The organism is Gemmatimonadota bacterium (genome assembly GCA_016209965.1).
GTDB lineage: Bacteria > Gemmatimonadota > Gemmatimonadetes > Longimicrobiales > RSA9 > JACQVE01.
Genome location: JACQVE010000136.1, coordinates 1 through 23,221 on the forward strand (window position 1 = coordinate 1; position 23,221 = coordinate 23,221).

17 protein-coding genes are annotated in these 23,221 nt (G+C 70.3%); 4 read left to right on the top strand and 13 right to left on the bottom strand.

Annotated features, from left to right (window positions below):
* Nucleotides 1–23: 23 nt before the first annotated feature.
* The 12 genes from HY703_05525 to HY703_05580 all read right to left on the bottom strand — a co-directional run bounded on the left by HY703_05525 (nt 24) and on the right by HY703_05580 (nt 15,664).
* Entirely contained in the window at nt 24–755 is a 732-nt protein-coding gene (locus tag HY703_05525) for a transglycosylase SLT domain-containing protein (protein MBI4544630.1), read from the bottom strand.
* Nucleotide 756: 1 nt separating this feature from the next.
* Entirely contained in the window at nt 757–1,329 is a 573-nt protein-coding gene (gene moaC, locus HY703_05530) for a cyclic pyranopterin monophosphate synthase MoaC (GenBank protein MBI4544631.1), read from the bottom strand.
* A gap of 40 nt (nt 1,330–1,369) precedes the next feature.
* A complete protein-coding gene (locus HY703_05535; protein ID MBI4544632.1) occupies nt 1,370–2,548 on the bottom strand; it encodes an AAA family ATPase in 1,179 nt (392 codons plus the stop codon).
* Nucleotides 2,545–3,771 (bottom strand): peptidoglycan DD-metalloendopeptidase family protein, encoded by a 1,227-nt coding sequence (locus HY703_05540; protein ID MBI4544633.1) that lies wholly within the window; start codon nt 3,769–3,771, stop codon nt 2,545–2,547. The genes HY703_05535 and HY703_05540 overlap by 4 nt, the downstream gene beginning before the upstream one ends.
* Complete coding sequence (locus HY703_05545) at nt 3,768–4,628, bottom strand: ABC transporter permease (GenBank protein ID MBI4544634.1); 861 nt, start codon at nt 4,626–4,628, stop codon at nt 3,768–3,770. The genes HY703_05540 and HY703_05545 overlap by 4 nt, the downstream gene beginning before the upstream one ends.
* Nucleotides 4,628–5,305 (bottom strand): cell division ATP-binding protein FtsE, encoded by a 678-nt coding sequence (gene ftsE / locus HY703_05550; GenBank protein ID MBI4544635.1) that lies wholly within the window; start codon nt 5,303–5,305, stop codon nt 4,628–4,630. The genes HY703_05545 and ftsE overlap by 1 nt, the downstream gene beginning before the upstream one ends.
* Complete coding sequence (gene pdxA / locus HY703_05555; GenBank protein ID MBI4544636.1) at nt 5,302–6,312, bottom strand: 4-hydroxythreonine-4-phosphate dehydrogenase PdxA; 1,011 nt, start codon at nt 6,310–6,312, stop codon at nt 5,302–5,304. Before pdxA ends, ftsE begins: the two co-directional genes overlap by 4 nt.
* Nucleotides 6,312–7,538 carry a peptidylprolyl isomerase gene (locus tag HY703_05560; GenBank protein MBI4544637.1) on the bottom strand — a complete coding sequence of 409 codons (1,227 nt, stop codon included), beginning with the start codon at nt 7,536–7,538 and terminating at the stop codon, nt 6,312–6,314. Before HY703_05560 ends, pdxA begins: the two co-directional genes overlap by 1 nt.
* 182 nt (nt 7,539–7,720) lie before the next feature.
* Nucleotides 7,721–9,172, bottom strand: coding sequence for a peptidylprolyl isomerase (locus tag HY703_05565; GenBank protein MBI4544638.1), 1,452 nt, complete (start codon nt 9,170–9,172; stop codon nt 7,721–7,723).
* Nucleotides 9,173–9,349: 177 nt separating this feature from the next.
* Nucleotides 9,350–12,664, bottom strand: a complete 3,315-nt coding sequence (gene mfd / locus HY703_05570) for a transcription-repair coupling factor (protein ID MBI4544639.1) — start codon at nt 12,662–12,664, stop codon at nt 9,350–9,352.
* Between the two features lies 1 nt (nt 12,665).
* Nucleotides 12,666–14,735 (bottom strand): BatA domain-containing protein, encoded by a 2,070-nt coding sequence (locus HY703_05575; GenBank protein MBI4544640.1) that lies wholly within the window; start codon nt 14,733–14,735, stop codon nt 12,666–12,668.
* Nucleotides 14,735–15,664, bottom strand: coding sequence for a DUF58 domain-containing protein (locus tag HY703_05580; protein MBI4544641.1), 930 nt, complete (start codon nt 15,662–15,664; stop codon nt 14,735–14,737). The genes HY703_05575 and HY703_05580 overlap by 1 nt, the downstream gene beginning before the upstream one ends.
* 274 nt (nt 15,665–15,938) lie before the next feature.
* Between HY703_05580 and HY703_05585 the strand changes: the two genes are divergently transcribed.
* Entirely contained in the window at nt 15,939–17,516 is a 1,578-nt protein-coding gene (locus HY703_05585; protein MBI4544642.1) for a M28 family peptidase, read from the top strand.
* Here the strand turns inward: HY703_05585 and HY703_05590 are convergent.
* Entirely contained in the window at nt 17,513–18,880 is a 1,368-nt protein-coding gene (locus HY703_05590) for a hypothetical protein (GenBank protein ID MBI4544643.1), read from the bottom strand. The genes HY703_05585 and HY703_05590 overlap by 4 nt on opposite strands.
* 270 nt (nt 18,881–19,150) lie before the next feature.
* On the opposite strand from HY703_05590, the gene lepA reads away from it, so the two are divergent.
* The 3 genes from lepA (at nt 19,151) to HY703_05605 (ending at nt 23,192) form a co-directional block, all read left to right on the top strand.
* Nucleotides 19,151–20,950 carry an elongation factor 4 gene (gene lepA, locus HY703_05595; GenBank protein ID MBI4544644.1) on the top strand — a complete coding sequence of 600 codons (1,800 nt, stop codon included), beginning with the start codon at nt 19,151–19,153 and terminating at the stop codon, nt 20,948–20,950.
* A 208-nt stretch (nt 20,951–21,158) separates the two neighbouring features.
* The gene (locus HY703_05600; GenBank protein MBI4544645.1) at nt 21,159–22,172 is read left to right on the top strand and encodes a glycosyltransferase family 9 protein; all 1,014 of its coding nucleotides are present in this window, start codon (nt 21,159–21,161) and stop codon (nt 22,170–22,172) included.
* Between the two features lie 18 nt (nt 22,173–22,190).
* Complete coding sequence (locus tag HY703_05605) at nt 22,191–23,192, top strand: ROK family protein (protein ID MBI4544646.1); 1,002 nt, start codon at nt 22,191–22,193, stop codon at nt 23,190–23,192.
* The last annotated feature ends 29 nt before the right edge of the window (nt 23,193–23,221 follow it).

The following is a 23,221-nucleotide window of genomic DNA, read 5'->3' on the forward strand; positions in this document are numbered from 1 at the left end:
GGAGCTTGGGCTGCCGCCGCCTTCTAATCCTGTCCGGCCAGCACAGCGCGATCGTAGCCGTTGGCCGGGTCGCCGCCGAAGCGCCGGATCGAGTCCACGGTGGCGGGGCCGCGGTTGTAGGCGAGCAAGGCGAGCCGCCAGTCGCCATCATACTTATCGAGCATGATTCGCAAATAGCGGAAGCCGAGGCGCAGGTTCGTCTCTCGCTCGAAGAGCTCACGGTAGCCCAGGCGCGGATCGAGCCCGAATGCCGTGCTGGGCATGACCTGCGTCAAGCCAACCGCGCCCACAGGGCTTACGGCCTTGCGGGCGAAGCCGCTTTCCACGCGCACCAGCTTGAATGCCAGGTTGGGCTCGATTCCTTCCGCCACCGCCATGCTGTAAATGTCGCCGGCCAGGTCCGCGGGAATACCGTAGCGGGCCGACTTGGTCATGATGCGATTCACCCGCGTAAGCTCGAGCCGCGCCAGCTCGAGCTCGCCCCAGCGGGCAGTCAGCTCCGCCTGCGCTTTGGAGAGCAGTTCGCGCAGGTCGGCTACCTCGGCGGGCGTGGCGGCCGCGACTACCGCCGTCGGCGCCGTCCGCTGCCCGATGGCAAAGGCCGCAAGGGCGACCAGACTGGCGGCCAGCGGCCACCGCGCCGTCGACCAGAGTGGCCGGTACACGCGGTTCCAGCGCCCGATGGTCTCGCGCTCCCACTGTCGCAGCGGCGAGGGCCTGTGAGCCGTCGTCGTCTCCTCTTTCCTTCTTGCCATGTCAGGCACCTCGTGCTGGGGCGCGCGCCCTGGCTTGCCGGCCGGCGCCCGCACAGGGAGGAGTGGGTGAGGAGGCGATGCTGCTAGCCGTGGTCGGTGCCGCGTGCCAGGTGCCGCTCCGGCCGCCCGCCTTGTGCTGCAGCCGGATACCCTCGACCCGCATGGCGCGATCCAACCCTTTGAGCATGTCGTAGGCGGTCAAGAGGGCCACAGCCACGGCCGTCAGCGCTTCCATTTCCACGCCGGTGGGCGCCACCACGGCTGCGCTGGCGGTGGCACGCAAGCCAGGAAGCTCGTCATCGGGCTCGAGCGTCACGTCCACGTGTGTGAGGGGCAGCGGGTGGCAGAGCGGTATGAGCTCGGCCGTGCGCTTGGCCGCCTGGATCCCTGCGATCTGCGCCACCACGAGCGCGTCCCCTTTGCCGCCCCGTCCCTCGAGTAGGGCGGCGAGCGTGGCCGGCGCCATGACCAATCGGCCCTCGGCGACGGCGACCCGCTCGGTCGCCTCCTTGCCGCCGATGTCCACCATGCGCGGCCGGCCGGTAGCATCCTGGTGGGTGAGCGTACGGGCCATGCCAGCAAAATAGCGGAGCGGCGCGCTCCGCACAATTTACTCAGTCGGGCAGGTCGGCCAGCGGCGCCGCGTTCGCCAGTTGCTGGTGCAGGGAGCGCAGCAGCCAGGCCAGCGTGAGCTGTGGATTCACGTTCAGCCGGCCCAGGTAGCGGGCCGCGTCGATGGCGCGCAGTGCCGCGGGCGCGCCCGCGGCTGGCGGCCGGTGCAGCCGGGCCGCGAGCTCCCGCAGCAGGGTCTGGGCGTCGGCGTTGACTACCTGGCCTTCGGCCTGGGCGGCGGTGGCGGCGAGGTCGCGTACCCAGAGGGCGAGGGCGTCGAGCAGGTCGCCAAAAGCGCCGCGCGCCCGGCTGGCCGGGGTGCTATGGGCGGCGCTCAAGCGGGGCAGGGGCGAAGCGGCGAGGGCGGCTTCGAGAAGCTGGCGGGCCTGGATGCGGAGGGCTTCGAGGGGACCGGGCTCGCCATCCTCGGCGGGCAGGAACCCCAGGGCCCGGCCGATGGACCCCTGGGCGAGGCGGGCGACGAGGGCGGCCCGTTCGGCGGCGACGCCGCGCTGCTCGATCAGGAAGCGGGTCACGTCCTCGTACGCGACGGGCCGGAAGCGGACCGGGAGCAGCCTGGATCGGATGGTGGGCAGCAGCGCGTCCGGATCAGCGGACGTGAGTACGAAGCTCGTGTCCCGCGGCGGCTCCTCGAGCAGCTTGAGCAGCGCGTTGGCTGCTTCCTGGCTGGCCTCCTGAGGTACGAGCAGCTCGGCCTCGCCGATGACGAAGACCTTGCGCCCCAGCACGGGCCGAGCGGTGGCCATGCGGCGGATGGTCCGGACCTGGGCGAAGAAGAGGCCGACGGGTTCGCCGGGCGCGGTGGCGCGGAGCGGGTCGGCGCGGCGCGCGGCCAGCTCCGTGGCGCGCGCCTCTTCCAGCGTCTCCGCGAGCTTCTCGATACTGCCGCCATGGCGCGGCCGGGGAAGCGGGAAGAACCAGTGCACATCGGGGTGGGTGAGTCCCAGCGCGAGACGGCAGGGGTGGCAGGTGCCGCAAGGCTCGAGCGCGCGCGTGTCCGCGCAGGCCAGGAGCTGGGCAAGCCAGAGAGCAGTGCGCTGCTTGCCCACGCCCGGTGGGCCGTGGAAGAGAAGCGAGCCCGGGAGATCCCGGTGCCGAACGGCGCGGCCCAGGGCGGCGCGAACGGCCGCGTGGCCCTGCACCGGCGGCAGCGGACTCATCCGCGGGCGCGTTCGCGCAGCCAGCCCAGTGGATCCACCGGCTCGGGAAGCCCGCCGCGCGTGGGCGCCCGCACCTGGAACTCGATGTGTGGCCCCTCCGGCGTGCGCTGGCCGCCCACGGTTCCAATCACCTGCCGCGCGCCCACGCGCTGCCCTTCCCGGACCTGGATCGCGCCCAGGTAGTGGTAGGAGGTGTAGAAGCCGCCGCCATGGCTCACGATCACCGTGGGACCGTAGCCCTCGAAGTTGCCGGCCATGGCCACCGTTCCCGCCTCCACGACGCGCACCGGCGTGCCGGTAGGCGCGGCAATGCCGATCCCGTTCCAACGCAAGACCACGCCGTTGGGGCGGCGTTCCGGGCCGAAGCGGTAGATGAGCTCGCCTTCGACGGGCCAGCCGAGCGACCCCAGGTCGCGGGTGCTGAGCGTTGCCGCCTCAGCCGCAGGCTGGCCTCCGGCGATCACACGGCGCCGGTCTTCCTCCCGCCGCTTGCGCTCCAGATCGCCGATCAGGCCGGTCAGCCGGGTCTCATCCTTCGCGATCTGCGCCAGCCGTCCCTCCGCCTGCCGCTCCTCCCGCCGCACGGCGTTCAGCGCGCGGGCGTGTTCCGTCTCGAGTTGCTGGAGCTGGGTGAACTCGCTCGCCTTTTCCGCGCGCAGCTCCTGGAGCTGCGCCAGATTGTCCTTCAGCTCCCCCCCCTGCGCCAGCAATTCGCGCTCGAGCCGCCCAACCTCGTCCAGCAGCACCTGGTCGTAGGAGCTCACGAGGTGCAGGTACTTGTATCGGTTGAGCAGGTCGCCGAAGCTTTCCGCCGTGAGCAGCACACGCACGGCGTGCAGCGGGCCACGCTTGTAGATCGAGCGCAGCCGCCCCGCCATTACGTTGTTCCTCTGCTCGAGTCGCGCCCGCGTCTTCGCCAGTTCCCCATTGATGGCGTCAATGTTGCCGGCCAGCGCCTTCTGCTGGAACTCGATCTCGCGCAGCGCCCCGGCCGACGCGGACCGCTGCCGCTCGATGTTGGCCAGCTCACCGGCCACGCTCCGCACGCGGGTGCGGAGGCGCTCCATCTGCTGCTGCAGCTCCTCACGCTCGCGGCGGATCTGGTCGAGCCTGAGCTGGCTCTCGCGCAGCTCCCGCTGCACCGTCTCCTGAGCTGCGGCGGGAGCTGCGACGGCAAGCAGCGCCGCCCAGCCGCAGGCCAGGACGCGGCCGGTCAGGGTCATATTTCGCGAAGGTGGCGGCGCACGGCTATCCCGCTGGCAAACACGCCCAGCAGCCCGCCGGTGGCGGCGCCCGCCAGGACCCACATGTCGGGCAGCCATTCGAGCTGGAACACTGCGTCGGACAGGACCCGGTAGATGATGTAGATGAAGGGCAGCGCCAGCGCGGCGCCGAATACCCCAGTCAGGAACCCTTCCATCAGGAATGGCCGGCGGACGAAACCGTCGGTGGCGCCCACCAGCCGCATGATGGCGATCTCCTCCTTGCGCGCAAAGATGGCCATGCGCACCGCCGCGCCAATGATGAGGACGGCCACGGACGCGAACGCGCCGCCCAGCACAGCGGTGGCTGCTCCAGCGACGCGCCGGAGCAGGAAGACCTTGTCCAGCCATTCCCGGCCGAAGCGCACATCCTCGACGAAGGGGTAGCGATCAATGCGGTCCGCCACCGCCTGCACGCTTTCCGGACTGCGGTAGCCGGGGCGCAGCCGGATCTCGAGGGACGCGGGCAGCGGGTTCACGCTCAGGTCCCCGAAGATGTCGCGGAACTCGCTGAGCTCCCGCTTGGCCAGCTCGAGCGCTTGCTGGCGCGAGATGTAAAACACCTCGAGCACCTCCGGCAGCCCGCTGATCTCGCTCTGCGCGGCGCGCACAGCCTGCAGGGGTGCGGCGTCCTCGAGGTAAGCGACGACCTCGACGCGGGACTCGACCCGGTCCAGCACCCGGCTGATGTTGTGGGCAGCCACGCCGAACAACCCCACCACGAACAGTGAAAGTCCGATCATGGCGGCGGACAGGCCCGTGAGCACGGGGGTCCGGCGAAAGGCGGCCAGGGCTTCCCGCAACGCGTAAGGCATCATTACTGGTCCACAAAGGCTGAATCGTACACCAGTGCCCCGTGATCCAGCTCGATCATGCGGCAGCTCGGCGTGCAGCGCACCAGATCCTGGTCATGCGTCGCCAGGATCACTGCCGTGCCCGCCGCATTGATCGAGCGGAACAGCTCGAAGATCCCTCGCTTGGCGCGTCCGTCCAGGTTCCCAGTGGGCTCGTCCGCCAGCAGCACGATAGGATCGTTGGCCAGTGCGCGCGCAACTGCCACCCGCTGCTGCTCGCCGCCGGACAATTCTGCAGGGAAGGCCTGTGCCTTGCTCGCGAGCCCCACCTGAGCGAGCAGCCGGCTGACCTTCGTCCGGATCAACGAGCGGCGGGCGCCGGTCACTTCCAGGGCGAAGGCGACGTTCTCGGCCGCAGTCCGGTTCGCGAGCAGGCGGAAGTCCTGGAAGATGAAGCCGATCTTGCGACGCAGCACCGCGATTTCACGGGGTCTGACCGACAGAGATGAGTAGCCGCTCACCCGCACTTCGCCGCGCGTCGGCCGCTCCGCCAGGTGGACCAGCCGGAGCGCCGTCGATTTGCCCGCGCCGCTGTGCCCCGTCAGGAAGCAGAACTCGCCCTTCTTCACCTCGAAGGTGACGTCCTTCAGGGCGAAACCCGATCGCGGGTACTCCTTGCTGACGTGCTGGAACCGGATCATGACACCAACCGGCTCGTGGCGCGGTACGCGCGGGTCAGCCGCTGTGCCAGCCCAAGGGCTTCCCGCATCGACGATGGGTCGGCGGCGGCGCGGCCCGCAATGTCCATGGCGGTCCCGTGGTCCGGCGAGGTACGGGGGAAGGGCAGCCCGAGAGTCACGTTCACGCCCTGGCCGAATGCGGCCGTCTTGAAGGCGGCCATTCCCACGTCGTGGTACGGTGCCACGACGGCGTCGAACTCGCCACCCAAGGCGCGGACGAATACGGTGTCCGCCGCGATCGGGCCCGTGGCGGCTACGCCTTCCGCGAGCAGGGCCCGGCGTGCTGGCTCCAGGATGCGCGCCTCCTCGTCACCAAAGAGTCCGCCATCGGAGGCGTGCGGGTTCACGGCGCAGAGCGCGATGCGCGGGTCCGGGATGCCCCAGCCGCTGCGCAGGCCGGCCGCGGCCAGCCGCGTTTGCTCGATGATTCGGGCGGCGGACAGTGCGGCCGGCACCTGGGCCAGCGGCAGGTGCCTGGTGGCCAGGACGACGCGCAGCGGCCCTCCCAAGCGCGTGCTTTCGGCCACCATCATCATGGCTACGGCCTGGGTGCCGGCCCATTCCGCCAGCATTTCGGTGTGGCCTGGGTACTCGAAGCCCGCGGCGTGCAGGGCGGCCTTGTCGACGGGGGCCGTGACCAGTGCGTCGACCGCGCCGTCCAGCGCGAGCCGGCACGCGGTCCGGATCGCCGCTCCCGCGAGGCGGCCGGCAATCACTGCGTCGCCGCCGCCGCTCCACTGTCCTACGGCGATGAATTCGTCGGCGGCCGCTTCGGCGCCGGTGCCTTCTGGACCCACGAAGAGCAGCACGGGGCGCGAGTCATCGCGCGAGAGCGACTGCGCCGCTGCCGCTGCTACTTCCGGCCCGATGCCGCGCGGGTCGCCCAGCGTGACCGCGAGCCGTACCCGTGCCGGGACGGGGCGGCGGGCTGCTCCTGCCGCCCCGGGCGCATCGTAGGCCCCTGACATCACAGCCGGATTTCCACGTAGGTGCGCTGGCGCAGCTCTTTGACCAGCTCCTCGTATAGCTTCTGCTGCTCGAGCTGCTGGCGGACCTGCGCCCGGAGCGCAGGATCGTCCAGGGTGTATTCGCCGGCTTCGACTACTTCCGTCACCTTCACCACCGCCCATTTCTGCGTGCCCGCCTCGGCCGGCAGGCGGAAGGGGCCGATCACGGCGCCGGCCGTGGCCTGGGCCAGCTCCGTCGCGTAGGGTTGCGGCAACTGGTCGCGAGGGTGCGGGCCAACCACACTGTCCTCCGACGCGTCGCCGTGACGGTGCCCGAGATCTTCGAGCGGCTCGCCGGCACGTACCTTCGCCGCGACCTCCTCGGCCAGGGCGCGGGCCCGCTCCGTGTCCGCTTCCGTCAATTCCGGCTTGATCAGGATGTGCCGCGCCTGGCGCTCCGCGCCGCGCGCCTTCTCCAGCTTGATCAGGTGCAGGCCGAACGTGGTCTCGACAATATTGCTGATCTGGCCGGGGCGCATCGCGAACGCGACCTCCTCGAAGGCCGGCACCATCTGGCCGCTGCGGAACCAGCCCAGGTCCCCGCCCTTTTCGCGCGTGCCCGGATCGTCCGAATAGCGCCGCGCGAGTTGCTCGAAATCCTCGCCCTTGAGTAAGCGGTTCAGGATCTCTTCGGCCAGCCGGCGCGCCGCCGCCCGGGCCGAGTCCGTCGGCTGCGGCGCGACCACCACCTGCTTGAACGAAATCGTGGCCGGACGCTGGCCCAGCCGCTCGCGCTGCGCCTCCCAAAAGTTACGGATGGCCGCCTCGCCGACGGGCGGTGCGCGCCGCCCCCTGAGTGCCTTCCCCACGTATGCTTCCACCAGCAAGTTGCGCGTGTACTGCCGGTTCAGCCTGTCCCGGAACTCGGCCAGCGTCAGCCGCTCGCTGCGCAAGGCTTGCTCGAGAGCTCGTTCGCCGCCGAACGCGTTCCGTCGCTGCTCCAGCTCGCGCTCGACCCGTTGCTCGACTTCCTCGGCGGGCACGGTCACCGAATCCCGCTCCGCCGCCTGGACCAGCAGGTACTCCTCGATCTTGCTCTGCAGCGCCTGGCGCCGCAGCCGCTCCAGCAGCACGGGGTCCTCGGGCAGGGGCTGGCCGGCCGCGAGGGAGAGCCGCAGCAGGTCCTCCTCCAGATCCGTCTGCAGGATGATGCTGTCGCCGACCACGGCGACAACGCGATCGACCATTTCACCGGACGGCGCTGGCTCCTGCGCCGGCGCCTGCGCGGCAGAAAGAAAGAGGGTGAGTGCGACCAGGAGAGGAATCCGCAACTGCCGCATCTGTAACAAGTTCCCCCTTGAAAGGGATCGGGCCGGCGCTCCCGCGCCGGCCCACGGTTATATCCCCTGAACGTGCTCAGGTTCCTAAGTTAGCGGCTCCCGGCACCCGTGTCGGGCGGCGCCGGCGCCGGAGGTGGCGCGCCCGGGACGTTGGGTGCCGGCGTTGCCGCCGGCCGGCTCGCCTCGACGCGTGCCACCACGGCAGGATAGGCGCGCTCGAGCACCTGCCCGGGACGCTGGTCGCGCAGCGAGTAAGCGACCGGTCCGAGAGGCAGCACGTCCCGCTCGCCCTTGATGATTCCTTCCAGCAGGCTCATGACACTCCGCTCGATGGCCTGCGCCTTGGTCTCGCCTTCCTTGGGCTCGATGGTCCGGAGACCAGCGGCGACCGCCGCGGCCAGCAGCCCCCTGCGCGATTCCGCCTGCATGCTGTCCCGCTCGGCCGCCGAGACCTCGATTCCCTGCCGTACCGCCTCTTGAATCAGGACTTCGTTCTTGGTCAGAGCGGTGAGCACCGGCTCGAGCTGCTCCTCGCTGGCTGCCGCGTAACGCGCCCGCGTATTGGGCGGGAAGCGGCGCATGATCTCCTGGTACTCGCCCGCGGTAAGCTTGCCATCCTCATAGGTAACCAGCGGCCGCGCCGCCGCCCGCTGGCCTAATTGCAGGTTGGGCTTCTGCGCCAGATCCCGCGCCACCTCGTAGGCGTCTTCCTGAATCTTGATCTTCCGCGGATCCGTGAGCTGCTTGATGTATGCTTCCTCCGCATCCATCTGCACCTGCACCTTCGCCCGCTCGCGGAAGCCCTCCTTCGCCTGCGCGAAGTCCGGCAGCTTGCGTTCCTCCACTTTGATGACGTGGAGGCCGAACGGGCTCTCGACTACCTGGCTCACCGCGCCCACGCCCAGGGCGAACGCCGCCTCCTCGAACGGCGCGACCATCTGGCCGCGGCCGAAGAAGCCCAGGTCACCGTCCTGCTGCGCACTGCCCGGATCTTGACTGTATTCCCGGGCCAGCGCCGCGAAGTCCGCACCGGCCGCCGCTCGCTGCCGCAGCTCCTCCGCCAGGGCCATCACACTGTCCCGCTGCGCCGGCGTCGCATCGGCCGGGAGCCGCAGCAGGATGTGCCGCGCCCGAACCTGCAGATCCGGCTGCTCCTTCTCGTAGAGCGCACGCAGCTCCTGCTCGGTGAGTGCCGTGTCGACCTTGATCACCTTGTCACGCAGCTTCCAGACGATGGCCTGCTCGACGTTGGGACGCACCACGCCCGACAGATCCACCGAGCGCAGCGTCGAGTCCTCGGCCGCCGCCGTGGCCAGGAGGATGTAGTCCACCCAGAGGTTCGCCACCGCGTCGACCACCTCCGCCTGCGCCGGCAGCCGCGGATTCGCCGCCAGCAGCGACGCCGCTTCCGTCACGGTCAACTCGTGGCCATTGGCACGGGCCACCACATCCGTATGAGCGGTCATCGCCTGGCCAAAGCTCTCACAAGCCGCGAAGGATAGTCCACCGGCCAGGGCAATGAACGCGATCATCTTTGCCATGTCTTCTCCTGTAACCTGCTGGAGGGTTGCCTGGGGAAAAGGTCAAGATGTTAAAACCTAGCCGCCATTCCAGCTTTCCGCCACCGGCCTGAACTGCTCTAACTGTTCTGCTGTAGGCTCAGTGGTCGAGTTCACAAGTACGGTGCCCAATGCCGCCCTATTTGTGAATTCGACCACTCAGGCGGCGCGGGCGCGGCTGCTGGCGAGGAGCTCGAGGGCTGCGGCGAGTGTTTCCGTGAGCGGCTGGGTTGCCGGACTGCGCAGCACGAGGGACAGCGGCATGGGTCGGCGCACCTCGATCTCGATGTTCTGGTCGCGCAGCGCCCCCTGCACACTGGCCAGTCGCGGGACGACGCCTTCCCTGAAGTTGAGGCGCGCTTCGCGGCCGCGCAGCAGCAGGCGCTCGAGGCCAATGCGCGCGCCCAGCAAGCGCAGCGTGGTGGCGGCCAGCAGGCGGTCGGCCTCAGGCGGTGGCGGCCCGAATCGGTCGCGCAGCTCCTCTCTCAGCACGGTGACCTCCGCCGCGTGCTGCATGCGGGCGAGGCGTCGATAGAGATGGAGCTTTTGGGAAGCGTCGGGCACGTAGCCGTCCGGGAAGTAGGTGCCGCCCTCGAGCGCCACCTCGGGCGGCGGGAAGCGTTCGGCGGCGCGCTCGCCGCGCAGGCGCCGGATCGCTTCATCCAGGAGGCGCGTGTAGGTGTCCATGCCCACGGCGTGCACGAACCCGGACTGTTCGGCGCCCAGGATGTTGCCTGCGCCGCGCAGCTCGAGGTCCTTGAGCGCGATGGCGTAGCCGCTGCCCAGTTCGGTGTAGTGCTCGAGGATGCGCAGGCGCCGTTCCGCTTCCGGGGTGAGTTCATCGGGCACGACGAGGTAGCAGTAGGCGCGGTGGTGCGAGCGCCCGACGCGGCCGCGAAGCTGGTAGAGCTGGGCGAGGCCGAACTGGTCGGCGCGGTCGACGAGCAGCGTGTTGGCGGTGGGCACGTCCAGGCCGTTCTCGATAATGGCGGTCGTGACCAGGACCTGGATCTCCCCCTCGAGAAAGCGGCGCATGATCCGGTCGAGCTGGGTGGCCGGGAGCTGGCCGTGGGCGATGCCCACGGCGGCGTGGGGAAGGAGACGCTGCACGCGCTCGGCGATGCCCGCGATGGTCTCGACGCGGTTGTGCACGAAGAAGACCTGGCCGCCCCGGTCCAGCTCGCGGCGCAGCGCATCCTCGAGGATCTCATCCACCCAGGGCACGACATGGGTGATGATGGGCATGCGGTCCCGGGGTGGCGTTTCGATGCGGGAGAGATCGCGCAGGCCGGCCAGCGAGAGATGCAAGGTTCGGGGAATGGGTGTAGCGGTGAGCGCCAGGACATCAATATTTCGTTTCAGCTCCTTGAGCGTCTCCTTGTGGCGCACGCCGAAGCGCTGCTCTTCGTCCACGACCAGCAGGCCGAAGTCGCGGAACACGACGTCGGGCTCGAGGAGCCGGTGCGTGCCGATCAGGATGTCCACGCGTCCCTCGGCCACGGCGGCCAGGATCTGCTGCTGCTCGCGGGGCGTTCGGAACCGGGAAAGCGCCTCGATGCGCACGGGGTAGCCGGCCAGCCGCTGGCGGAAGGTGTGGAGGTGCTGCTCGACGAGAATGGTTGTGGGCGCCAGGACAGCGGCCTGCTTCCCCTCCTGCGCTGCCTTGAACGCGGCGCGGATCGCGACCTCCGTCTTGCCGTAGCCGACGTCGCCGCAGAGCAGCCGGTCCATGGGACGGCGCGACTCCATGTCGCGCTTCACGTCGCCCGTCGCCTGCCGCTGGTCGGGCGTATCCTCGTAGAGAAAGCTGGACTCCATCTCTTTTTGCCAGCGGGTGTCGGCCGGGAAGGCGTGGCCCTCCGCGACCTGGCGGGCGGCGTACAGCTCGAGCAGTTCAGTGGCCATCTGCAGGATGGATTGCTCGGTCTTGCTGCGCAGCGTTTTCCAGCTCCTGCCGCCAATGCGGTGCAGCCGGGGCGGCGCGGCATCCTCGCGGTCGGCGACCCAGCGCTCGATGAGGTCGAGGCGGTAGACGGGCACGCGCAGGATCTCACCTTGGGCGTATTCAATGGCCAGGGCCTCGATTTCCTCGGCGGCGACGCGCACGCGCTCGAGCCCGAGGAAGCGGCCGATGCCGTGATCCAGGTGTACGACGTAGTCGCCCGGCCGGAGCTGGGCCAGGCTTTCCAGTGCGGCGGCGCCATGGAAGCGGCGGCCGCGCCGGAGCCGGCGGTCGCGGCGGAAGATCTCGTGGTCCGTAAGCACGCGCAGGGGCGGCTCGGCTCCTTCGAGCACGAATCCGTGGGCCAGGGTGCCGAGCGCCAGGGTCGCGCGCGGCGGCAGTCCGCCGTTGCCCAGCAGCTCCTCGAGGCGCTCGAGCTGTCCCGTGTTGTCGCACAGGACGAAGGTGTCCTCGCCTCGAGCCGCGCCGGCGCGCAGGATAGCGGAGAGGCGCTCCATGTCCCGGTCGACCGGCTCGGACTCGCGGGTGTGGAAGCGCAGGTCCGCGGCGCCGCCCGCTGCCAGAGTGAGCCGGCCAAATGAGGAGAGCCGCTCGAGTGCCTGCTCCGGCGGCAGGAACAGCGCCTCGGGTGCTGCCGGTTCGCCGCCGCGCCGCCGCTCGGCCTGATGCAGATGCAGCAGCTCGGTCCAGGTGCGGCGGAAGCCCTCTTCCGCCGCGGCGGCGACGGTGTCGACCAGCAGTGCATCCCGCGGCAGCACGTCCAGCAGCGAGCGGCGCACCGGTCGAGGCGCAGCCGTCGTGGCGTCGCTTACCCGGCGCAAATCGACCGGCAGGACATCGACGCGCGGCACTTCCCGCGTCGAACGCTGGTCGAGGATTTCGAACTGGCGGATCGAGGCGATGTCGTCACCCCAGAACTCGAGGCGCACGGGCTCGGCCGCGCCGAAGCCGAAGAGATCGAGGATCCCGCCCCGCAGCGCGAACTCGCCGACCGCCTCGACGAGCGGCACGCGGGTGAACCCCATGGCTTCGAGGCGCTGGGCGAGCTGGTAGGGCGGCGCGGCATCGCCGACCGCGAGGGTGAGGCGCAGCTCCGCCAGCTCACTCGGGATCTCGGCCTGCTCCTGCAGCGCCCGCAGCGTGGTAACGAGGATGCGGGCCCGGCGCGCCAGCAGCGCTTCCAGCGCCTCGACGCGCAAGCCGCTCACCTCGAGGTGCGGCTCTTCGGCCTCGTATGGCAGCGCCTCCCGCTGGGGATAGAGCGTGACCTGGCGCTCTTCCATCAAGGCCTGCAGGTCGGCTTCTGCGGCCTCGGCGCCGGCCGGGTCGGCGGCGATGAAGACCCACAGCCGCTGGGGCAGGGCTTCGGCGAGCCCCGCCAGAAGAAGCGGCGGCGTCGAACCGGCGAGCCCGCCCAGCCGCAGCGACTCGCCGGGCGCGGGAAGCCGCTGCCGTAGTTCGTGGAAGCCCGGCTGGCGCGACATCGCCTGGATCAACGCGGGGTGTGCCACTCTAGCGCCCTCCCGCCTGCGGCTCGGCCGCCACACTGTGCCGCGCCCCGCTCGTCTCGCCCTCGAGGCTGCCGCGCCGCGGAGCGGGTTCCGGCTCCGCCGGCAGGATCTCCGCACCGGCCCGAGCGGCCCGACGGGGAGCGGCGCCCGCAGCGGCCAGAAGCCCTTCCATGAGCAGGATGCCGAGTGCGGCCAGGACGAGCGGCCGCCACACCTCCCGCCCCACGCGGCGGCGGTAAACGGCGGCGCGCCATGCTCCGGGGTCCGCTGCCGCTTCGACGGGCCAGCCCGGGAACAGGGCGGCAATGCGGCCGCCATCCAGGCGGGTGAGGTCGGACTCGGCGGCGGGTGGATTCACGGCAAACCCATCGACCAGCCGGTCGCCGGCCAGGACCCGGTAGATGCCGGGGATCGCGGGCGCGCTGTAAGCGGCTCCGCCAGCCACGGTCTCCCGTTCCCCATCCGGGCGCACGATGGTTCGAGCCTCCGGCGGCACGGTGATGGTGCCGCCGGGCGCCGCTTCGGCGCGCGGCGGCTGAGCGGCTGCCCAGGCGCCGAGCAAGCGATCCAGCAGCGGGAGCATGGCGGCTGACGTGGGCAGTGTGGTCGCTTCCGTGGAGAGCGCCGAGGCGACCAGGAGATAGCGCCCGCCACCCGCCGTCTCCCCCGCGACAACCCAGGGCGCGCCATCGTGCAGGCGCAGGAGCACGGTATCCGGCTCGGCACTGGGGCGCCGTTCCAGCACGTACGCCTCGTGGATCCTGGTGCCCTCCAGCGCCTTCCCCATTTCTTCGTCCCCGCGAACCCCTCCCACCCTGGACTCGCCGCCGGCCGCCGGCGGGCCCAGGCGCCAGGGAATCCCGGCCGCCGCCAGCCGCCGGTTAGCCGCGGGTAGCTCGATGCTCGAAGCCGGGGCGAGGACAAGCGCCGTGCGGCCCCTGCGTACGGCCTCGGCCCCTGCGGCGGCGGGCGCCACTACCAGGTCGGCCGATGGCGGGGGAACGCGGCGGAGGCGGCCCGCGTCGGCCAATACGTCCAGCGCCTGCTCGACGAAGGGCAGGGGCTCGGCAAGCGCCACTGTGGGCGGCGGCTGGATGCGTACGGCGAAATAGCGCCGGTCATCGGCTCGCAAGGCATCGGGGTCGATCTCGACCCAGCCGGTAACCAGGCCGGCGCCGCGGGGCGGGAAGGGTAGCAGCGCGGCAAGCGCCCGGGCGGTCGTGTCCCCGGCTCCACTCCCCCCGGCGACGACAGCCGCCGCGGCCACGCGGCCCTCGACGAGCAGGCGCAGACTCAGGGAATCACGGGCGCCCGCACCCACGATCGTAGCCGCCACGCTCGAGCGTTCGCCAGCACGCGGCGCAACGCCGCCGCCCACCTGGACATCGGCCACTGCCCTATTTGCCGGCACCTGGCGCCTGGGTGCCCATACCACGAGCGGCGGCGCGCCTTCGTCGCCCTCGACCGTCCCGGAAAAGCCGGAGGCCTGCAGATCGCTCAGCACGTGGATTTCGGTGGCCCGGCCCTCGGCGCCGGCCGAGAGCAGCGCCCGGGCCCGCTGGACGGCTATGCTGAGCTCGGCCGCGCCTGCCGTGACCTCCGTCACACGTACCCGCTGCGCCGTGCTGACGGCATCGCCGGGCAACGCCGGCTCGCCGGGCACACCCGCGCGAATCAGCCAGAACCGATCCTCCGGCCGGCCTCGGGCCAGCGTTTCCAGCGCCCGCTGCTTCAACACCTCGAGCACGCGCCGGTCGCCCTGGACGAGACCGCTGCTGAGCGAATTGTCCAGGATGATCACGGCTGCAGTGGGCTCGTGTGCGGCGCCGCCGCGCCGCGCGACCGGCCGTGCGGCGGCGAGTGCCAGGAGCAGCAGGCCGGCGACGCGCAAGGCGAGGAGCAGGAGCTGCCGCAGCCGGATGCGCCGCGCGTGCTCCGTCTCCGCACGGCGCAGGTAGCGCAAAGCCGGAAACACCAGTCGCGGCCCCTGATGCCGCTGCAGCAGGTGCAGGATCAACGGAACGGCGACGGCCGCGCCCAGCGCCAGCAGCCAGGGCTGCAGGAAGCCCATCAGCCGAGGCGCTCCCGCTTGTGCAGGTAGGCGCGCAGTGCTGGAACCAGAGCGGCTTCCGTCTCCACCACCGTATAGTCCATGCCCAGCGGCACGAGCGTGTCGCGCCACTCGGCCAGGGCGCGCTCGACCGCCTCCCGGTATTCGGCACGCAAGTCGGCGACGCTCACCGGCAGCTCGTCGCCTGTCTCGGGGTCAATGAAGCGCGCATCGCCGACGCCCGGCAACTCTCGCTCCCCGGGATCCAGCAGGTGGAATACCAGCACCTCGTGGCCCCGGTGCCGCAGGAAGCGCAGTGCCAGACGCGTCGATTCCGGCTCGACCAGCAGGTCAGAAAGCAGGATTACCAGCCCGCGCCGGCGCAGTCGGCCGGCGATGTCGCGCAGCGCGCTGCCGGCCTCGGTGCGGCCGGCCGCCTGGAGCGGCGCCAGCGCGCGCAGCACTTCGTGCCAGTGGCGGCGCCCGCCGCGCGGCGCCACGTGGCTGCGGACGGCCTGGTCAAAGCCGACGACTCCCACCGCATCCCCCTGCCGTAGCAGCAGCAGGGCCAGGCAGGCTGCGAGCTGCTTGGCATACCACAACTTGGGGGGAATCTCACCCGGCGCCGAGCTCCACGCCATGGAGGCACTGGCGTCCAGCAGCAGATACGCGCGCAGGTTGGTCTCTTCCTCGAACTGCTTCACGTAATACCGATCCGAGCGGCCGAACATGCGCCAATCCACGTAGCGCAGGTCATCACCGGGCTGGTACGCCCGGTGCTCGGCGAATTCGACCGAGAAACCCCGGTGCGGCGAGCGGTGTAGCCCGGCGAGGAAGCCCTCGACGACCCGGCGCGCAATGAATTCCAGCCCGCCCATGGCGGACAGCTCCCGCGGGCTGAGCAGCTCGGGGCGCGCGGCCCGGGGCGGACTGTGCTGCGTGATGCTCATGGACAAAACCTTTCCTGGTCGAAGCCGACCACCTGGCCAGGTCGATTCCGGGCTCGATGGGGCCGGCAGCCGCTCGAGCCGCGGCGAGCGATCCGGCCGGCGCGCCAACCCTGTCCAGTGCCTGGGATACCCCGGCAGGGGCGCGAAGATCGCAGTGCCTGGTCGCGCCCGGGCGCGACCGGGTATCTTTGGGGCGCCGCCGCCAGAGCTTGCCCGCCGGGCGGCGGAGGCAAAGGCCGGGCCGCTGATTCTGCGCCCGAGAAAGGAGGCCATCTTGCTCCAACGTCGAAGGAATAAGCTGTCGCAAGGTTCGCTGTGGACGGCGTCATTTTTCCTGTTGGGGTGTGCGGCTCCCTCGGCCGAGTCGGCGCGGGCGGCGTCGGACACGATTGCGCCGCTCCAGGCAGCGGCGAGCATTACGGCAGACGAGATGCGCGCGCACATCGCGGTGCTCTCGAGCGACGAGCTGCGCGGCCGCGAGACACCGAGTCCGGGCCTCGAACGAGCGGCTGCCTATCTGGCTGCGGAGTTCGAGCGGCTGGGACTCGAGCCGCTGGGTGATGGTGGCACGTTCTTGCAGCGTTACCCTTTCCCGCTGATCTCGCTGCCGGCAGAGTCGGTGAAGCTCGAGCTCTCGGTCGGGTCGCTCCGGCGAGTGCTAGCTTACGGCGGTGACTACGCGGTCGAGCCTGGCGCGACGGGGGAGGCGGACGTCGCGCTCGTATTCGCGGCGGGCGGCGTCCCGCCCGGCGCGGGGGGTGCGCTGGCTGGCACCGCCGTGCTCGTGGACCTGCCCGGTCGAGTCGGCGCGACGTGGGAGGCGGCGCGCAACGCGGCGCGAGCCGCTGCGGCGGCGGCTGGCGCCCGCGCCATCCTCTTTGTGCTGGATCCCGCGATAGGCGCCGATTGGCTGGCCGGATTCGCGCGCTGGATGGCGCGACCGGCGCGCCAGTTCGGCGGACTGCCCGAGATTCCGTCGTTCTACCTGCGAGACGGCGCGGCCCGTGAGCTGGTCCGGGCGGCGGGGGCGGAACTCGAGGCTCTGCGCGCGCTGGGGGGAGAGAACCAGACCAGGCCGTTGCCGCTGGCCGGTGCTCGCGCGCACTTCCTGGTGCGGCCTCAGGTCCTGGATGATGCGCAGCCGCCCAACGTGGTTGCGTTGCTGCCCGGCAGCGACCCTGCTCTGCGCGACAGCTACGTGATCTTCAGCGCGCACATGGACCACCTGGGCGTGGGGCCGGCGGACGCGACGGGCGACTCGATTTACAACGGCGCCGATGACGACGCCTCCGGCACTGCGGCGTTGCTCGAGATCGCGGAGGCGTTTGCCATGCTCTCCCCGCGGCCGGCTCGCTCCCTCATTTTCCTGGCCGTGAGCGGGGAGGAGAAGGGGCTGCTAGGCTCGGCCCACTTCACGGCGCGGCCGCCGATTCCGCTGGGACAGGTGGTGGCCAACTTCAACATCGACATGATCGGCCGGAACGCACCCGACAGCGTGGTCGCGGTCGGCGCGGAGTATACCACGCTTGGCGGGCTGGCGCGGGAAGTTGCGGCGCAGCACCCGGATCTCGGCCTCACCGTGGCCGATGACCCCTGGCCCGAAGAGCGCTTCTTTTTCCGCAGTGACCACTTCCATTTCGCCGAGCACGGCGTTCCCGCGTTGTTCGTGTTCGCCGGCGTGCACCAGGATTACCACCAGCCCTCGGACGAAGTGGACCGGGTCGATGCGGACAAGGCGGCGCGCATCGCGCGCCTCCTTTTCTACGCGGGAAACGAGGTAGCCACGGGCGCTGCCACGCCCCACTGGACGGAGCGTGGCAGCGCCGAGCTCGCTCCACTCTGGGCCCGCTAGCGGCTGGCGATCTCGAGGCCCAGGCTCAGGCCGTAACCTGAGCCGGCAGCCAGGCGCTCCGAGAAGCGGAAGGGAGCGAAGCTGGTGCCATCCGCGACCGGCGCTTCGTCGTTCCCGGTGGCCAGTGTGCCGGCGAGCGTCAGGGCCAGGGGCCCGAAGCCGAGGCTGGTGCCCGCGGCGAGCTGGCTGGCGCCGTCGAGCGAGGTAGCGAATCCGCCGCGCAGCCGCAGGAAGGAGAGGAAGGGCAGTTGCTGCTCGAGGCCGAACGCCAGGTACTTGGGCCAGGCCGCGTGCAGGTCGCCCTTGCCCTGGGTGGTGCTGAACGTGGCGCCCAGGGAGGTCAGGCCGGTCTGGTAGCCGATGCCCACGCGGATCACGCGCGGGAAGTACGCCTCGCGAAACAGGTCCCGCGCCGTCTCGTACGCCTGCTGCGGCACGGCGCCGGGGTCGAAGTCCTCCGCCTTCAGGCTGTCCAGTAGCTCCGTCGGATCGAGGTCCAGCTCTGTGCCGTCGAACTCCGCACTGCGGACCTCGATCGCCTCGTCCCACTCCATGTGCTGGAACGCGTTCTGGACGGCTATCCCCAGCGTCAGGCCTGGCTCGGGCTGCGCCGCGATGCCGAAGTCGACGCCGTACCCCGTGCCACCCGCGGACTGGACGGCCACCACCGGGATCGAGAACTCGCTCGTCGCCAGGTTGATGTTGGGCTCGAAGATGCGGAAGCGCTGCAGGTTCTGGCCGACCACGAAACGGCCGGCAACGCCCACGGTCACGGTGCCGAACGAAGAGGTGGAACCCAGCGCACGGCCGTAGCCGGCCACCACCGTATGATACCAGGCGTTGCGCAAGGTGGTATTGCCTACGCGGTATTCGGCCAGCCGGTTGTAATCGATGTCGCCGTACTGGCGTGCGTAGAGCAGCAAGTCCACGAACTCGCGCCCGAAGTTGGCATTCAACATGCCCGTGCTGGACACACTGACCGCCACGGGGCCAATGCTCAAGGCGCCGGCTGTGACCTGGCCATCGCCGCGGAAGCCGAGCCCTTCGTCGGGAATCTTGCTCAGGATGCGGGCGCGGTCCTGGTCTGTCGGGTCCTTGGTGACGAATTTGAACAGGTCGCTGAACTCCGGGCCCAGCATGGCGCCGTCCAGCGTGACCTGCCCCAGCCCTAGAGACCAGAGCGAATGGCCTTCCAGCGCCAGGTTGGCCGGATTCCAGTTCACGGCGTCATAGCCGCGGGACAGGCCCATGTAGGCGCCGGCGAGCCCCGCACTGCGCGGGTTCGATCCGGTCTGGGCGTCGAGCGGCCAGGCAAAGGCCACGCCGAGCGCGGCCAGGGCGAGGATTGCATGGGAGCGAGTCACGGTCGGTTCTCCAGTCAGAGCGTCCTTTGCTGGTCGGTTACTGGCGCTGCATGTGCACTCGGGCAACGCGAGGCCATGATTCGATCCCTGGGGTGCAAACGTGAAGGGGAGAAGGGGTTACAGCGAGACAACAGCTCATGATAAGCCGCCTCGGCGGCACCTGTCAATAGCCGGCGCAGCCGTGCCGGGCGGCTGATTGATTCCGATGCGTTTCCCGGTTATATTCGGTTTTTCTTTGTGGCGCTTCACTTTGCGGGGTTTTCCTGAGACGTGCGCATCGAGAGGATCCGGAATTTCTGCATCATTGCCCATATCGATCATGGCAAGTCGACGCTGGCGGACCGGCTGCTGGAGCGGACGGGGACGCTCGAGCGGCGCGAGATGCGGGAGCAGGTGCTGGACACCAATGCGCTGGAGCGGGAGCGCGGCATCACCATCAAGCTGCACGCGGTGCGCATGCGCTATGCGGCGCGGGACGGCGGGGAGTACGAGCTCAACCTGATCGATACTCCCGGGCACGTGGACTTCACCTACGAAGTTTCGCGTTCGCTCGCGGCTTGTGAGGGCGCGCTCCTGGTGGTGGATGCCAGCCAGGGCATTCAGGCGCAGACGCTATCCAACCTGTTTCTGGCGCTGGACGCGGGGCTCGAGGTGGTGCCGGTGCTGAATAAGATCGACCTGCCGGGAGCCGAGCCGGAGCGCCGGCGCGCGGAGCTGGTCGAGCTGCTGGGCGTCGATCCGGCGGAGGTGCTCGAGGTCTCGGCGAAGGAGGGGACGGGGGTGGAGGAGCTGCTCGAGGCGATTTTGCGGCGGGTACCGCCGCCGGTGGGCGCGGCTGACGCGCCGCTGCGGGCGCTGATCTTCGATTCCTACTACGACAAATACCAGGGCGCGGTGCCCAATGTGCGGGTCGTGGACGGCCACCTGCGGCCCGGCATGCGGATCGCCTTCGGCGCGACGGGCGCCGCCTACCAGGTGGACGAGGTCGGCTATTTGCGCCTGGGTCGGGTGCCGCAGCCGGTGCTGGGGCCGGGCGCGGTGGGTTACCTGCTGGCCGGCATCAAGCGGGTAAGCGATACGCGGGTGGGCGACACGGTACTGGACGCGGACCGGCCGGCGGCGGAGCTCTTGCCGGGGTACCGTGAGATCAAGCCCATGGTGTTCAGCGGCCTGTACCCCACGGATTCGGACCAGTACGAAGAGCTGCGGGACGCCCTCGAGAAGCTGAAGCTGAACGATGCCAGCCTGTTCTACGAGCCGGAGAGCTCGACGGCGCTGGGGTTCGGCTTCCGCTGCGGCTTCCTCGGGCTGCTGCACATGGAGATCGTGCAGGAGCGGCTGGAGCGCGAGTTCGGGCTCGAGCTGGTGACGACGGTGCCCAACGTCGAGTACCATGTGGTGCTGGCGGACGGGACGCGCCTCGAGGTCGAGAATCCGAGCGCGCTGCCCGATCGCTCGAAGATCGAGCGCATCGAGGAGCCCTACGTGCGCGCGCGAATCGTCTGCCCCGCGGAGTACATCGGCAACGTGCAGAAGCTGTGTCACGAGCGGCGCGGCGAGTTCGACTCGATGCATTACCTGGACCCGACGCGTGTCGAGTTCGTGTACCAGCTCCCCCTGGCGGAGATCGTACTGGACTTCTACGACCGGCTCAAAGGCTCGACGCGCGGCTACGCCTCGCTGGATTGGGAGTTGCTGGAGTACCGGCCCAACGACCTGGTCAAGCTGGAGATGCTGATCAATGGCGAGGCCGTGGACGCGTTCAGCGTGGTCATCCACCGCTCGAAGGCGTACCACTACGGCCGCGCGCTGGCGGGAAAGCTGCGGGAGCTGATTCCGCGGCAGCTCTTCGAGGTGGCGATCCAGGCGACGATCGGCACGCGGATCATCGCGCGGGAAACCATCCGCCCGCTGCGCAAGAACGTGACGGCCAAGTGCTACGGCGGGGACATCACGCGGAAGCGCAAGCTGTTGGAAAAGCAGAAGGCGGGGAAGCGGCGGATGAAGCAGGTGGGCACGGTCGAGATCCCGCAGGAGGCGTTCCTGGCGGTGCTGCAAGTCGGGGAGTAGCCTTTGCTGATCCCGTACCCGTACCAGTACCCGTGCCCGTGCCCGTGCCCGTAGCCCGCCTTTCGCCGGGTGAGGGAATCGTTTGTGCCGATCCGTTTCCCGGCCTTCCGCCTGCCTCGAGCGAAAGGATCCGGTCGAGCGGTGGTGCTTCCGGGCACGGCGAGGGGCACGGGCACGTGCACGGGCGCGGGCACGAGCTCCGAGAGAAATGGCACGGCCGCGTGAGCTGATCCTCCGCGCCCCCAACCACCTGGGCGATCTGGTGATGGCGCTGCCCGCGCTGGAGGTGGCGGGGGCCGCGGCTGATACGCTGGTCCTCGAGACGCTGGCGCCGCTGCTCGAGCTGAGTGGGTTCCGCGGCCGCGTGCTGCCGCTCGAGCGGGGGGCGGCGGGCTTCTGGAGTGGCGTCCGGCGCCTGCGCCGCGGGCGCTACCGGCGGGGCGTGCTCCTGCCGCCCTCCTTCTCCTCCGCGCTGCTGTTCCGGCTGGGTGGGGTGCGCGAGCGGCGCGGCATGCAGACGGACGGCCGCTCGATGTTGCTGACCGAGCCCGTCCCGCTGCACCGGCTGGCGGGGCTGCACCGCAGTGCAGTCTACTTCGCCCTGGTGACGGGCTCGCCGCCAGCCGCGCCGCTGGTGCCGCGGGTCAGGGTTGCCGCGGGTGCGCGGGAGGCGTGGGCGCGCCTGGTGGGGGGCGGCGGCCGCCCCGTGGTAGGCTTGTTTCCGGGCGGCCACGCGCCTTCCCGGCGTTGGGACGGCGGCCGCTTCGCCGCCCTGGCCCGCGCCCTGGCGGCCCGAGGAGCGCGCGTTATCGTGTTCGGCGGGCCGGCGGAGCGAGAACTGACGGCGCGCGTGGCCGGCCAGGTGGCAGTCGATGCCGGCGGCCGCACGGACCTGCCGCTGCTCGCCGCCGGATTGGCCGACTGCCACCTGCTGGTGAGCAACGACAGCGGGCCGCTGCACCTGGCGGCAGCGGTGGGCACGCCGACCGTGTCACTCTGGGGAGCCGGCAACCCGGCGGTCACGGGTCCGGCGGGCGCGGCGCACCGGTTGCTGCGCCGCCCGGAGCTGCCGTGCGTGCCCTGCGTGAAGAACCGGTGTCCGCGGAGCGGCCGCGGCTATGTTCTGGAGAGGGCCGAGGTGGAATGCCTGAAGCTGATCGAAGTGGGCGATGTCCTGGCCGCCGTCGAGGCGGCACTCGCCGCGCGCGGGACTGAGACGTAGCCGGCACCAGAGGAGGAAATGGCTGTTCCCGCGGACAAGAAGTGGATCGTCGGGGTCGACCTGGGCGGTACCAACGTCGTCGTCGGCGTCCTGCCCATAAACGGCGGTCACGTGCTGGCCCTGCACAGCCAGCCTACGGAGGCGGCGCGCGGCGCGAAGTTCGTCGTGGACCGGATCGTGGGCCTGGTCGAGCAAGCGATCGCCGAAGTGCTGGCCGAGCATGCGGGCTCGCGCCAGGAGTTCGCGGGCGTGGGCATCGGCTCGCCCGGCCCGCTGGACCGCCAGACCGGCACGGTCATCAATACGCCCAACCTGGGGTGGCGCAATTTCCCGCTGCGCGACCTGATCGCGAATGCGGTCCACCTGCCGGCTACCCTGGACAATGATGCGAACTGTGCCACCTACGGCGAGTGGTGGCTGGGTGTGGGGCGCGATGTGGATACCCTCGTGGGGCTCACCCTGGGCACCGGCATCGGCGGCGGCATCGTGCTCAATGGCAAGATCTTCCACGGCGTGAGCGACGCCGCAGGCGAGATCGGGCACATGACCATTGACTCGACCGGCCGCAAGTGCAAGTGCGGCAACTACGGCTGCCTCGAGGCGTATGCCTCGGGGCCGGCTATTGCGGCGCGGGCCATTGAAGGCATCGAAGCGGGTGCCGAGACCATGCTGCCCGACCTGGTGAATGGCAGGCTGGAGGACATCACGGCGGCCACGGTCTACGAGGCCGCGGTGCTCGGTGACCCGTACGCCGACGAGATCATGAAGGAGACAGCCAAATTCCTGGGCGCCGGCGTAGCCAACATCATCAACGTCCTGAATCCGGCCATGGTGGTCATTGCGGGCGGCGTCACCCGCGCGGGTGACCATCTTTTCGTGCCCCTGCGGGCCGAGGTGCGCCGGCGCGCGTTCCGCAGCGCGGAGGAAGCCTGCCAGATCGTGTCCGGTCGGCTCCCCGGGACGGCCGGCGTGGTGGGCGCCGTGGCGGCGTTCAAACAGGAGAGGTACGGGGAAGTCTGAGCCATGCCGCGACTCGGGGTCCTCGGAAC

What these genes read in the sequence shown, in the direction of transcription:
- HY703_05525 (MBI4544630.1), bottom strand. Translation starts at nt 755, where the DNA reads ATGGCAAGAAGGAAAGAGGAGACGACGACGGCTCACAGGCCCTCGCCG.
- moaC (MBI4544631.1), bottom strand. Translation starts at nt 1,329, where the DNA reads ATGGCCCGTACGCTCACCCACCAGGATGCTACCGGCCGGCCGCGCATG.
- HY703_05535 (MBI4544632.1), bottom strand. Translation starts at nt 2,548, where the DNA reads ATGAGTCCGCTGCCGCCGGTGCAGGGCCACGCGGCCGTTCGCGCCGCC.
- HY703_05540 (MBI4544633.1), bottom strand. Translation starts at nt 3,771, where the DNA reads ATGACCCTGACCGGCCGCGTCCTGGCCTGCGGCTGGGCGGCGCTGCTT.
- HY703_05545 (MBI4544634.1), bottom strand. Translation starts at nt 4,628, where the DNA reads ATGATGCCTTACGCGTTGCGGGAAGCCCTGGCCGCCTTTCGCCGGACC.
- ftsE (MBI4544635.1), bottom strand. Translation starts at nt 5,305, where the DNA reads ATGATCCGGTTCCAGCACGTCAGCAAGGAGTACCCGCGATCGGGTTTC.
- pdxA (MBI4544636.1), bottom strand. Translation starts at nt 6,312, where the DNA reads ATGTCAGGGGCCTACGATGCGCCCGGGGCGGCAGGAGCAGCCCGCCGC.
- HY703_05560 (MBI4544637.1), bottom strand. Translation starts at nt 7,538, where the DNA reads ATGGTCGATCGCGTTGTCGCCGTGGTCGGCGACAGCATCATCCTGCAG.
- HY703_05565 (MBI4544638.1), bottom strand. Translation starts at nt 9,172, where the DNA reads ATGGCAAAGATGATCGCGTTCATTGCCCTGGCCGGTGGACTATCCTTC.
- HY703_05575 (MBI4544640.1), bottom strand. Translation starts at nt 14,735, where the DNA reads ATGGGCTTCCTGCAGCCCTGGCTGCTGGCGCTGGGCGCGGCCGTCGCC.
- HY703_05580 (MBI4544641.1), bottom strand. Translation starts at nt 15,664, where the DNA reads ATGAGCATCACGCAGCACAGTCCGCCCCGGGCCGCGCGCCCCGAGCTG.
- HY703_05600 (MBI4544645.1), top strand. Translation starts at nt 21,159, where the DNA reads ATGGCACGGCCGCGTGAGCTGATCCTCCGCGCCCCCAACCACCTGGGC.
- HY703_05605 (MBI4544646.1), top strand. Translation starts at nt 22,191, where the DNA reads ATGGCTGTTCCCGCGGACAAGAAGTGGATCGTCGGGGTCGACCTGGGC.